The 12,621-nt window shown below is 53.7% G+C and carries 10 protein-coding genes and 1 pseudogene; 6 read left to right on the top strand and 5 right to left on the bottom strand.

Annotated features, from left to right (window positions below; translation table 11 throughout):
* Positions 1–42 precede the first annotated feature (42 nt).
* Entirely contained in the window at positions 43–264 is a 222-nt protein-coding gene (locus tag ACJJID_RS17330) for a hypothetical protein (protein ID WP_444920541.1), read from the bottom strand.
* Positions 265–979: 715 nt separating this feature from the next.
* On the opposite strand from ACJJID_RS17330, the gene ACJJID_RS17325 reads away from it, so the two are divergent.
* Complete coding sequence (locus ACJJID_RS17325; RefSeq protein WP_444920540.1) at positions 980–2,599, top strand: Na+/H+ antiporter; 1,620 nt, start codon at positions 980–982, stop codon at positions 2,597–2,599.
* A gap of 63 nt (positions 2,600–2,662) precedes the next feature.
* Positions 2,663–3,028 (top strand): cupin domain-containing protein, encoded by a 366-nt coding sequence (locus tag ACJJID_RS17320; RefSeq protein ID WP_444920539.1) that lies wholly within the window; start codon positions 2,663–2,665, stop codon positions 3,026–3,028.
* Between the two features lie 114 nt (positions 3,029–3,142).
* On the opposite strand, the gene ACJJID_RS17315 is transcribed toward ACJJID_RS17320, so the two are convergent.
* Positions 3,143–4,999, bottom strand: coding sequence for a monovalent cation:proton antiporter-2 (CPA2) family protein (locus tag ACJJID_RS17315; RefSeq protein ID WP_444920538.1), 1,857 nt, complete (start codon positions 4,997–4,999; stop codon positions 3,143–3,145).
* 13 nt (positions 5,000–5,012) lie between these two features.
* The gene (locus tag ACJJID_RS17310; protein WP_444920537.1) at positions 5,013–6,320 is read right to left on the bottom strand and encodes a cation:proton antiporter; all 1,308 of its coding nucleotides are present in this window, start codon (positions 6,318–6,320) and stop codon (positions 5,013–5,015) included.
* Between the two features lie 28 nt (positions 6,321–6,348).
* Between ACJJID_RS17310 and ACJJID_RS17305 the strand changes: the two genes are divergently transcribed.
* From ACJJID_RS17305 to gstA, 3 genes are all read left to right on the top strand, one after another.
* Positions 6,349–6,711: a hypothetical protein gene (locus tag ACJJID_RS17305; RefSeq protein ID WP_444920536.1), complete on the top strand. Its 363-nt coding sequence runs from the start codon at positions 6,349–6,351 to the stop codon at positions 6,709–6,711.
* Between the two features lie 61 nt (positions 6,712–6,772).
* Complete coding sequence (locus ACJJID_RS17300; RefSeq protein ID WP_444920535.1) at positions 6,773–7,171, top strand: DoxX family protein; 399 nt, start codon at positions 6,773–6,775, stop codon at positions 7,169–7,171.
* Between the two features lie 151 nt (positions 7,172–7,322).
* Positions 7,323–7,928: a glutathione transferase GstA gene (gstA, locus tag ACJJID_RS17295; protein ID WP_444920534.1), complete on the top strand. Its 606-nt coding sequence runs from the start codon at positions 7,323–7,325 to the stop codon at positions 7,926–7,928.
* Between the two features lie 15 nt (positions 7,929–7,943).
* Here the strand turns inward: gstA and ACJJID_RS17290 are convergent, their stop codons facing one another.
* Positions 7,944–9,203: a multidrug effflux MFS transporter gene (locus ACJJID_RS17290; RefSeq protein WP_444920533.1), complete on the bottom strand. Its 1,260-nt coding sequence runs from the start codon at positions 9,201–9,203 to the stop codon at positions 7,944–7,946.
* A 114-nt stretch (positions 9,204–9,317) separates the two neighbouring features.
* Positions 9,318–10,172 carry a transcriptional regulator HexR gene (hexR, locus tag ACJJID_RS17285; RefSeq protein ID WP_152455943.1) on the bottom strand — a complete coding sequence of 285 codons (855 nt, stop codon included), beginning with the start codon at positions 10,170–10,172 and terminating at the stop codon, positions 9,318–9,320.
* Positions 10,173–10,311: 139 nt separating this feature from the next.
* On the opposite strand from hexR, the pseudogene uvrD reads away from it, so the two are divergent.
* Positions 10,312–12,517 (top strand): annotated as a pseudogene (uvrD, locus tag ACJJID_RS17280) (DNA helicase II).
* The last annotated feature ends 104 nt before the right edge of the window (positions 12,518–12,621 follow it).

Below are 12,621 nucleotides of genomic sequence, written 5' to 3'. Positions count from 1 at the left end.
TGATAAGGACAATGAAAAGTTCTCGGCTTAGATGTCACTAGGCTAATCAAAGCAATTAGCGCCGATGTAAGCCAGCTCTCTGTGGGTGATCGGGTTTGGTACGCGGGAGATATATCCCGCCCAGGTAGTAATGCACAGTACCAGCTGGTCGATGTACCAGTTACTGGATTTACGCCAAAGTGCCTCAGCGATACTGAATCTGCGGCCTTGCCTCTCACCGACATCACCTTTGGGGATTGCTATTCGATAGTTGGCAAGCGTCAATCGGTAAGAGGGCCAGTGACAAGTTGCTATCTTGTGGTTTGTGATTGGTAATCAGTGTTGCGGTGGCGTGGGGCCACTCTGATTCAATTAGTCCACCGTTTGACTGATCTCACAGTCATCAGTAGCGCCTCGTGTACCGAGACCAGACAAAGGCTGAAAATCTCGGAGTGCACCATGTCATTAATCACCGCAAGCACTGAGTGAGGAGCTTGCGAGCGTCAGTATTTCTGGTTGACTACGTTGTTGGTTTGACTAACACCGAAGATCGTCTGGCGGAAATCGTAAAGTGTATTGAGCCGCAAAGAAAACCTGCCCCAATTAATGATCCAGAAAAGCTGGTTGTATTGGCGCTCAAGCAGAAAGCATCTCTTTTTATTGGGAGTTTATTTTTACGCATTCACTCTTTGAGATAGAGTCACATAGCGGCGCAGAATATATTGCTTAATGAGCTGGCGGAATTGATTGATAAAGGAATAATTAAACTACTCTGGGCCAAAATTTTGGCGAAATAAATGCGGAAAATCCGCTTAAAAGCATACGGTCTGATGCTTTGGCACTTGTGACATCAAACAGGCGCTACTAATATTTACTTGTAATGCTTTTCGCTTTATTTAATTTCCCGGAAAACTGATTTCCTATACTGGCCGAATGGCTGACCCGATAATTCGGGTTGAAAACCGCGGTGTGCGGTCTTTCACAGGAATATAAGTGGGCGATGCATTATCTCGTTGTTGCACTGCTGTTACTGCTGGTAGTGGCGCTCAGCTTGATTGTCGCGCGTGTTTTGCCTTTTCCGATTCCCCTACCTCTTATTCAAATCCTGGGTGGTGTTCTACTGGGATCTGTATTTGGCATAAGAATACCGTTAGATCCGGAAATATTTTTTCTGCTTTTTATTCCGCCATTACTCTTTCTGGCGGGCTGGCGTATTCCCAAGGGGGCCTTCTTTAGAGACTTGGGTTCAATCCTAACTCTGGCTGTGGGACTGGTGGTTTTTACTGTTGTAGGAATGGGTTTTTTTATTAGCTGGTTGTTACCGATTATGCCGGTTGCCATGGCCTTTGCGATAGCGGCCATTCTCGCACCTACCGACCCTGTAGCAGTATCTGTCGTGCAAAGGGGTAACAATATTCCGCCGAGACTGGAGCATATTCTTGCCGGAGAATCACTGTTTAATGATGCCTCAGGGCTGGATATTTTTCGCATTGCTTTGGCTGCCGCTTTGACAGGGACTTTTTCTTTTTCACAAGCGGTGAGTGGTTTTTTTTGGGTTGCTATAGGCGGAGTAATTATTGGTGCGGGAGTAGCCTTTATTTGCGGTTATCTGTTGCGCTGGCTGGTCCATCTCAGTGGTGAGGATACGGCTATTCAGATATTGGTAAGTTTGCTGGTTCCTTTTGCCGCTTACCAGGCAGGACAAAGTGTTGGTGTATCGGGAATTCTCGCGGCCGCGAGCGCGGGAATTGCTACGCATTACACCAGCCTGCATGGTTCGGAAAAATCCACCACACGCATGGATCGTCGCGCGGTGTGGAGTACGGTGCAAATTGTGCTCGATGGCATCATTTTTGTGTTATTAGGCGAACAGCTTGTGCGACTTATTGATGCGGATACCAGTTGGGCTAAGGATGTTGGACTCACAATGATGTCACTGTATATCCTGGCAATTTCCATTGTTCTATTATTGCTGCGTTTTATTTGGGTATGGGTATCACTTTATTTATCACGCTTTCGTCGCAACCTTCCCTCTATCATCGCTCAATTGAATCTGGTTAGTGTTTTGAGTGTGGCCGGTGTGCGCGGCGCAATCACTCTGGCAGGGGCATTTTCACTGCCCCTGCTAATGCCCGATGGTTCACCCTTGCCGGGTCGTGATGCGGCACTGGCAATAGCAATGGGCGTAATCCTGATTTCACTGCTTGTCGCTAGTGTGGCTCTGCCCTTTTTACTCAGACACTTACCAGATACCCCTCACTTGGCGGCGATCGGTGATGAAAGGGGAGCCAGGGTTTCTGCCGCCAAAGCCGCGGAACAACGGCTGATCAGTCTTCGTAAAGAAATAGACGGGCGCTGGAAAAACAAAGAGATTGCTTATGAAGCGATTGATCACCTGCTGGAAATATACCGCCGACGCATAATTAATGGCGATGATGAAACTAGTGAGACCATATGGATACGCGCACGCGTGGAGCGAAATTTTCGTCTGGCGGCACTTGCCGCCGAGCGACAACGCCTTTTTGATTTGCGTGTGCACAGGGAAATTGATGATGAGTTGCACCGAAAGTTAGTACTAGAAGTGGACCTGGTTGAGGCCAGCTTAATTTCCAAGGAATAGACTATGGGCAGAAATATTTCTATGGCTTATATAGATCAATGATCGCGATTCAGGTGTAGATATATGGAATATATAGAGCTGCTGAGTGTGGATGGTGTATCCACCTTTAAAAAGCAAAAAATAGCATCCAAAATCCACGAACCTCTTGGAGATTATTCTGAACCCTTTCAGGTGCGACAATTATTTTTTCGTGAATTTGATGAGCATCGGGTGTTTGATTGGCACTGCGCGCCACGAGCGCAGTTTATTTTTTACTTGGCCGGAGAGGTAAAAATAACCACGAGTTCCGGTGAGCAGCATACTTTTAGAGCCGGTGATATTTTATTGGCCAAAGATTTATGCGGAAAGGGCCATGTGAGCGAAACTCTCACACCAGGCCGGGCTGTGATCGCTGTACTCGATCACAATCCCGTTGATGCTGGCCAATAGGTAGCGATTAAATCCGAGTCGCTGAGAATATTCTCTGCCAATACATGGTTTTACTTAACAGATTTTTGCTGATGTTAAGTGTTTAAGAGTCTTTATTGGCACAGCCAAAATTCTCTAGGGTTTTTCTGTTTCCAGTTTGGCTTCTTCCCAGTAATGATCTAAATGCAGATCCTTGTCGCGACGGTCTTCCTGCAGGGCCTGCAGGAGCTGTTCGCGATAAATACGACTCTGGGCGATGTGCTGCGCCTCGTCGCGCCAGTAGGGGAAAAGAGCCTCCAGCATACGCTGGTCGTGCTGTTTAAATTTACGTGCTGCGCGGCGGGCTTGTAGGGGAGTGAGTCCCAGAAGCTCCAGGGCCTTCTCACCAATTGCCAGGGCCGGGTCTATGGTCTCGCGGAAAATATATTTTACTCCGGCCTCCATCAGTGCGTATTGATGCATACGGCTGCGTGCCCGCGCGAGAATCTTCAGGTGTGGGAAGTGTTTTTGCAGCTGCGCGACAATCTCCAGGGACGCGGCTTGGTCGCTCAAGGTGAGAATCACCAGGCGCGCATTGGCGGCACCGGCGGCGCGCAACAGATCTTCCCGCGTGGCATCGCCGTAATAGGCCTCAATGCCATAGCGACGCACCAGATCCAGCTGTTCGGCGTTGCGCTCCAACAGGGTGGTGCTAAAACCGCAGGCATTGAGCAGGCGTCCGGTGATCTGGCCGAAGCGACCATAACCGATAATGATGACCGGTGAATTGGAATCCATTGGTGGTTCGTGCTCGACTGCCTGTGGGACTTCAGGGCCGATTAGGAAACGCGGTTGGATAAACCTTTCAAATACCAGCAGTAATATCGGTGTGAGCGCCATTGTCAGGGCAATTAATGCCACCAGCAGGCTGCTCGCCTCGGCATCGAGCACCTGGATTTGAATGGAAAAAGACACCAGTACAAAGCCAAACTCCCCTGCCTGAGCCAGGGATAGAGCGAACAGCCAGTCTTCCCCTTTGGACATACGTAAAAAACGCGCCAGCAGAAATAGAACGGCAAACTTCACCAATACCAGCGCTACCACCAGGCCGAACAACAGTAACGGATTTTGTGCGATTTGCGCGAAGTTTAGACTGGCGCCCACGGCGATAAAGAAAAGCCCCAGCAGCAACCCTTTGAAGGGTTCAATATCCGCTTCCAGCTCGTGGCGAAACTCACTTTCCGCCAATAGGACCCCGGCTAGGAAGGTGCCGAGAGCGGGCGAGAGATCAAGCCAGCTCATTACTGCTGCTGCACCGAAGACAATTAACAAGGCAGTAACAGTAAACATTTCGCGCACTTGGCTGCCGGCGACCAGACGCAACAGAGGGCCCAATAGGTAGCGACCGGTGATGGCGAAAGCGGCAATGGTGCCGATAACCGCAGCGGCATACCCCCAGCCCTCCAAATCGCCAGCGTGGGACTCGGCGGTAGTGCCCGCGAGCAATGGCAGCAGGGCGAGAATGGGAATTACAGCGATATCCTGTAGCAATAGCACCGCAAAGGCACTGCGTCCGCCCTGAGTCTTGAGGAGTCCTTTCTCACTGAGTGACTGCAATACAATGGCGGTGGATGACAGGGCCAGAATCAAGCCGATTGCCACAGCCGTGGGCCAACCCATATTGAAAAACCACAGCGCTATACCGGCTACGGCGGCGGCGGTTAGAAGCAGTTGGGCGCTGCCGGTGCCGAGAATGGCGCCACGCATTTGCCACAACTTTTTAGGCTGCATTTCCAGGCCAATCAAAAACAGCATCAGCGCTACGCCGAATTCAGCCACATGCATTTCGTCGCTGGCATCCCCTACCAGGCCCAATGCGCTGGGCCCTATAGCCACTCCGGCGAGCAGGTATCCGAGTACGGAACCCAACCCCAAACGTGTGGCAATAGGCACGGCGATAACCGCGGCGCCCATAAATATGACCGCTTCAACAAGGAAGTTTGAGTGTTCCATCAATCGATTATCGCTATTTTACGGTGTGTTGCTGATCGCTGGCGGACGCGCTTTCCGGTTCGGCAAATTCGCGGCTGCGGCGTATTAATGGCGCTATGGTAGAGCCCTGTATCACAATAGAAAAGAGCACCACGCCATAGGTCATGACCACCCACAGGTAACGCAGATCCTGCCCCTGAACGTAAGCGCTGCCCGAGGGAATAGACATTGCCAGAGCCAGGGCCAGGCCACCTTTGAGGCCACCCCAGATCAGTATCCGGTTGGTATAGGGGTGATAGCGACGTCGCCTTTTTAAATACAGGAAGGGCACTCCCACCGCCATTACCCGTGCCAGCAGCACGATCACAATGCCTGCAACCATCAACAAGTAGTCCGCCGGGCGCAAATCGATGGTAATCAGGAACAGTCCCACCAAAAGGAATAGCAAGCCGTTGAGGAAGTCTTCGGTGATATTCCAGAAGTTATCCAGTTCGTGCTGGCTCACCCGGGAAAAGCCGCGCTCGCGGGTGAAGTTCCCGATGATAATGCCGCTTACCACCATTGCCAGGGCGCCGGAGACACCGAGGATATTGGCCAGTGAGAATCCCGCAGTGGGAATGACCAGGGTGAGTAACAGTTCCAGGCTGTGGTCATCGGTGCAGCAGATCAACCAGTGAAACAGTCCACCGATAATCAGGCCGAGCAAAATACCACCGACCGCTTCCAGTGCGAACAATTCTGCCACTGCTGGAACCGTTGGCTGGCCTCCCTCGAAAGCCACGGCATAAATTACTGCAAACACCACGATGCCAAAGCCATCGTTGAACAGGGATTCCCCCTCCACCTGGATAGAAACCTGCTCAGGCGCTTTGAGGTTTTTCATGATGGCCAGCACGGCGATGGGGTCGGTGGGGGAGATTAGCGCACCGAATAACAGGCAGTAGACAAAAGCCACCGGCATGTTGATCAACATCAGGAACCAGTACAGCAGGGCACCCACCACAAAAGTGGAAATCAGGGTGCCGACGATCGCCAGTAGGCCAATTTCCAATTTTTGGTTGCGCAGTTCCAACAGGTCGATATGCAAACTGCCGGCGAAGAGCAGGAAACCCAGCATCCCTTTGAGCAGGATATCCTCCAGATTGAGCAACGGCAGCAACTGGTCTGCCCAAGTGCGCAACTCCACCACCCCCAATTTGCCCAGGCCGGTAACAATGAGTGACAGCGCCAGGGCTCCAGCCGTGATTGCAATGGTGGTTTGTGCGCGCAGCACATACTGGTTTAGGAAGCCGAGAAAGACCGACACCGCGGCAAGAAAACAAAAGGTGTAATAGACTTCCATGCCGTGCGTGGACTCCAGGGGATAAGATTTGCGGGGCTCTGCCCAGCCCTCAAAAGCAGCGGTTTACAGCGCTTTTTGGGGGGCGAAATTATCAGTTGCTGAGCGTGCCGTTATTGTAGTCGCGCAGGGGCCCGCTCGAGTTTCCCTGACAGGGCTCTGGGCACAGGGGTGTCTGGTGTGGATACCGCCGGTTGCGCCCTGGTTGGGGGCGCGCAATTGTAACGGCTCCTCGGTGCGGCACAACCGCATTTTTGATTTATATCCACAACAGCTTTTTCGCGCCTGCCGAAACTGCCATTCGATTATTTCTGGTTCGTCTGACTATCAATTGCGGAGCAAGTTTCTCTCCGTTGAATTCATTGCTTTCGGCATCGCCTCCATTCAGGCGTAGCTTCCCAACTACACTGGAGGCATCTGGTAAAACCAAATGCAAAAGTGCAAGAGAGGAAGTCGTGGCAAATCATCCATTGTTATGTGATACCTCCAAACTGGTCGGGCGGGTGTTGATGTCCCTGATATTTATTTTTGCAGGGTGGAACAAAATAGGCGGTTACAAAATGACCGAGGCCTTTATGGTGTCCATGGGGATACCCGCGCTACTGCTTCCCCTGGTGATTATTGTGGAGTTGCTTGGAGGGCTGGCGATATTACTGGGGTTCTTTACCCGCTTCTCCGCGGTGATCCTTTTTCTTTTCTGCCTGGCCAGTGCCTGGATGGTGCATTATTCCCCCGGTGATCCTGGGGAAATGACGAGCTTTATGAAGAACATCACCATCGCCGGAGGCTTCCTGATCCTCGCCTGTGCCGGGGCCGGTTGCTTCAGTCTGGATCACTGGATTCGCAAAAAATAGCGCCAAATAGACTGAATGGGTTAGGGCGGGATTCGCGGCTTACCGAGGTTATTTCAGGCATTGGTCGATCCTATTCGGCGCCTGTGCCGAGCACTTTGCAAAAGCGCACCTATACTGCCTGTTGCCGCGCTATCCATTCAGGAGGATCATCGTGAAACTCTTCTACGCGCCTGGAGCCTGCTCCCTATCCCCGCATATTGTCGCCCTAGAGGCGGGCATTGATCTGGATCTTTGCAAAGTGGATCTGAAGACCCATACCCTGGAAAACGGCGATGACTTCCACAGGGTCAACCCCAAAGGCTATGTGCCAGCCCTTCAGTTAGAGGGGGGTGAGTTACTCACCGAGGGTGCCGCAATCATGCAGTTTCTCGCCGAGCAAAAGCCCGACGCCAACTTGGCACCACCGGTGGGCACCCTGGATCACTACCGCATGTTGGAGTGGCTAAATTTCCTCAGTGCAGAAGTCCATAAATGTTTCCTGCCATTGTTTTGGAATGGCTCGGAGGAGGAAAAGAAAAAGGCTCAAGAAAAGATTCTGCGTCGGATGGATTATGTCGAAGAGCAGTTGCAGAGCGATTTCCTTCTGGGGGACGCCCTATCTGTGGCGGATACCTACCTCTATGTCATTATCCGCTGGCTCAAGGCTCTGCATTTCGATATGTCGCGCTGGCCCCGGCTGCAGGATTTTCAGCAGCGTATGGAAACGCGCCCGGCGGTTCAGCAGGCTCTGCGAGAAGAAAAAAGCCAGGCAGCCTGATTTCGCAGGTATGTATCAGCGCGGAGTGATGCGCCTGGTAATCGGTATATCCGACTCTATTGGGTTGCGCGCCTGAGCGATGACCAGTGAGGAAAACAGGGCTACCACGGCGCAGGCGAACATGGACCCGGCGATGGGAACCAGTGTGCCTGTGTGCAGACTACTCACCAGCCCGCCGAGCACACCGCCGGTGATAAATATTGTCGCTCCATAGAGGGCGTTAGCGCTGCCACTGATCTTGGGGAAAAACTCCAGGTAACAGGCGGCTGCGTTGGGCCCGGTTATCCCGATACAGCTCATCACCAGCACCAGCGGCACCATCCACAGGATTAACTCTCTGATTCCCGTCATAGTACCCAGTAACAACAAGCCACAGCCGAGCATTTGCAAGGTAACGCCGATCAGCAAAATATTGCGTGGCTGGAACAGGTTGAGCAGGCGGATATTGACCTGCACCATACAGATCAGCCCCAAAATACAGGTGCCAAAAAACAGCGGGAAGTGGCTGGGACTGACATTGAAGTAATCCATAAATACAAAGGGCGCGGTGGTGATGTAGATAAACATCGAGCCACTAACGCAGGCCTGAGTAGCGAGAAACCCGAGGGCGCGGCGGTTACGTAAAACCTGGCCATAGGTGGAGACCAGTGAGGCCAGTGGCATCAACTGGCGTCGTGCGCGTGTGAAGCGCGAAACAGTTTCCGGTAGCAGTAAGCGCACCAGTACTAGCATGGCGATAGCGTACAGCAACAGAAACACAAAAATACTTTGCCAGCCTCCCAGCGTCAGCAGCAGCGAGCCTATAACCGGGGCAATCAGGGGGGCGATCAGCATGATAGTGCTGATCATGGAGATAATTTTGGCGGCCTCACGCCCACTGTGCAGATCGCGCACAATGGCCGCGCAAATTACCGTAGCAAAACCACCACCTACTGCCTGCAGAAAACGCAGGATGATCAATTGGTCGACATGATCGGCAAACAGGATCAGCAGCGAACTGACGATGTAAATACACAGGCCGATAGTGCCTACCAACCGTCTTCCCCAGCGGTCCGAGAGCGGCCCGCCGAAGAGCTGGCCGAGAGCGAAGCCCAATAAAAAACTGGAAACCGAGTATTGAACCCGCGCAACCTCCGTATCCAACGCCCCGGCCATGGCCGGTATGGCCGGCAAGTAGCTGTCGATGGAAAACGGCGTCAGGGAGACCAGAGCCGCCAGCCATACCACCAACCAGCGTGGTGCCTTTTGCTCAGCGGATAAAGCAGTGGATGTCATGGAATTGCTCTGGGACGATTTGAGGGCTCTTGTTGGCGGTGACAATAGATTGCTGAATACAGCAGGCACGCTAGAGGGGGCGCGACACCTTATCTAGTGCCGCATTCCGCTCCCTCAATGCTTGTCTTCCCGCAATGTGTACAGGCCCTGTTTGAGTTTCAATAAATGTTCCTGCAACTGGGGGCCTTTGCGCTGGGCAACGCCAATGGCGAGTACATCGATCACCACCAGGTGGGCGATCCGCGAGGACAGCGGCGTATAGATCTCGATATCCTCTTCCACATCGACTTCCAGCGGGATACTGGCCTGCTGTGCCACCGGTGAACCGCTTGGTGCCAGGCCAACTACTAGGGCGCCCTGCTCTTTCGCCATGCCCATGGAGCGCAGCAATGCCTTGGTGCGTCCGCTTTGCGAGATCGCCACCACGATATCGCCCGGCTGCATGGACATGGCCGACATATTCTGGATGTGATGATCCGAGTGGGCTGCGGTGGCCAGCTGCAGGCGGAAGAACTTGTGCTGGGCATCGGCGGCTACCGCACCGGAGGCGCCGAAGCCAAAGAATTCAACCCGTTTGGAAGCGGCAATGGCGGTCACTGCGGCTTCCAGGGCGCGGTCGTCGATGCGATCGCGCACCTTCAGTAGGGTATCTACGGTGGAGTCGAATACTTTGCGTTTGTACTCGGCGATAGTGTCGGTCTCAGTCACCGCAATTTGGCCGAAACTGGGGCTTGAAGCTAGTTGCTGTGCCAGATTCAGCTTAAATTCCTGAAAGCCGGAACAACCCACTGCACGGCAAAAGCGCACCACGGTGGGCTCGCTCACTTGGGCCTCTGTGGCCAAATCGACGATACGCATATGAATGATTTCGTCGGGGTTGGCGAGAATATACTCCGCCACCTTGCGCTCAGATTTGCGCATGGATGACAGCTGTTCGCTGATTTTTTGCGTGACTTCCGCCGGTTTCACAGGACTACCTTCTCTATGCCAGATGCCGCAGTTTAGCCGCTGCGCCCTCTGCTGGCGAGCGGCTTGGCATTGTCAGCCGGGGCAAAATCCTGTTTATTTACACAGGTCTCGCACAGCAGCTCTGGTACAATCTTCGCCCATGGACGTATCTCAGATTTTAGACCCCCTCAACGACGCCCAGCGCGAAGCGGTAGCTGCTGCGCCAGGCAATCAATTGGTTCTGGCCGGTGCCGGCTCGGGCAAGACCCGCGTGCTGGTGCACCGTATTGCCTGGCTGATGCAGGTGGAGGGCGCCTCGCCCTACTCCATTATGGCGGTGACCTTCACCAACAAGGCCGCCCGCGAGATGCGCGCAAGAATTGAGGAACTGCTGGGGGTGAATACCTTCGGTATGTGGGTGGGCACCTTCCACGGTTTGGCCCACCGGCTACTCAAGGCCCACTGGCAAGAGGCCAAGTTGCCGCAAAACTTCCAGATTCTGGATTCCGACGACCAGCTGCGTTTGATCAAGCGGGTGCAGACAGATCTGGGCCTGGACGATAAGAAGTGGCCACCGCGGGAGACCCAGTGGTGGATTGGTGCGCAGAAAGACGAAGGCCTGCGCCCGCAATATATCAATGCAGGTGCCGATCCCTGGCAGCAGACCATGGTGCGCATCTACTTAGCCTATGAAGAGGCCTGTCAGCGCGGCGGATTGGTGGATTTTGGGGAACTGCTGCTGCGTGCCCACGAGCTCTGGCTGAATAATGACGCTATTCTCGCCCACTACCGTCGGCGTTTCCCCTTTATCCTGGTGGATGAGTTCCAGGATACCAACACCATACAATACGCCTGGCTGCGCCTGCTTGCCGGTGAGGAGTGCCACATCACCGCCGTGGGGGATGATGACCAGTCCATTTACGGCTGGCGCGGCGCCAAAATAGAGAACATCCAGCACTTTTCCACAGACTTGCGCGAAGTGCAGACGGTGCGACTGGAGCAAAATTATCGCTCCACCTCCACCATTTTGAACGCGGCTAACGCGGTGATCGCCAATAACAGCGGCCGTCTGGGTAAGGAGCTGTGGACTAAGGGCGATGAGGGAGAGCCCATCGCCGTCTACGCCGCCTATAACGAGCAGGACGAATCGCGCTTTATTGTCGAGCGTATCAATGACTGGGTGCGCGATGGCAACCGCCGTGACAGCATTGCTATTCTCTACCGCTCCAATGCCCAATCTCGGGTACTTGAAGAGGGCCTGCTGCGCGAGCAAGTGCCTTACCGTATTTACGGCGGCCAGCGTTTCTACGACCGCCTGGAAATCAAAAATGCCCTTTCCTATCTGCGCCTGATCAGCAACCGCAATGATGACACCGCCTTTGAGCGGGTGGTGAATACCCCCACGCGCGGTATCGGTGCGCGCACGGTGGAGATGGTGCGCTCCTTTGCTCGCGAGCAGGGCTGCTCCCTATGGCAGGCGGCCAAGCTGATGTTGCAACAGCGGGTTCTGGCCGCGCGCGCCGGCAACGCCCTGCAGAGCTTCCTGGATCTGATCAACCAGCTGGCTGCAAATGCCGAAGATAAAGAGCTGGACGCCATTGCCGAGGATGTGATCGAGACCAGCGGCCTGCTGGAATTCCACGGCAAAGAAAAAGGTGAGAAGGGCCAGACCCGGGTGGAAAACTTGCAGGAGCTAGTGACTGCTTGTCGCTCCTTTGCCGGCGTGGACCTGCCCGAGGGCGAGGAAGGTGAGGAGGAGATTCCCCTGCTCAACCAGTTCCTCGACAGTGCCGCCCTCGATGCCGGTGAAGGCCAGGCGGATGAGTTTGAGGATGCAGTCCAGCTGATGACCCTACACTCCGCCAAGGGTCTGGAGTTTCCCCTGGTATTTATGGCGGGTGTGGAGGAAAACCTGTTCCCGCACAAGATGTCTGCACAGGAGCCTGGCCGCATGGAGGAAGAGCGACGCCTCTGCTATGTGGGTATTACCCGAGCCATGCGCAAGTTGTACATCACCTATGCGGAAAATCGTCGCCTGTTTGGCAGCGAGACCTATAACAGCCCGTCTCCGCTTTATCGGTGAGATTCCTGCAAACCTAGTGCACGAAGTACGCTTGAAGACTGAAATTTCCCGACCGCTCTATCAGGCGGACTACGGTAAAGTGGGTCAGTTTTCCGACCCGGCCCCGGACTTTGATGACCTGCCACCACTGGCCCTGGGCGGTCGAGTGGAGCACGCAAGGTTTGGCGAAGGCACCGTAGTACAGTTCGAAGGCAATGGTCCACGTGCGCGGGTGCAGGTCAATTTCGATGATGCCGGTAGTAAATGGCTGGTGGTGGCTATGGCTAAGTTGCAGCCTCTATAGATCGCTAGCTTTGGTAAAAACCGGGCCACATAAAAGAGATCTTTCTACAGTGGTTTTGGTTTTTTCCAAGATATCGAATATTTAAAAAGATCATTAATCGATGA

The sequence above is a fragment of the Microbulbifer sp. CnH-101-G genome (genome assembly GCF_052466775.1).
Note: the sequence above shows the minus strand (reverse complement) of the source record. Positions and strands in the feature narration are given on the sequence as shown.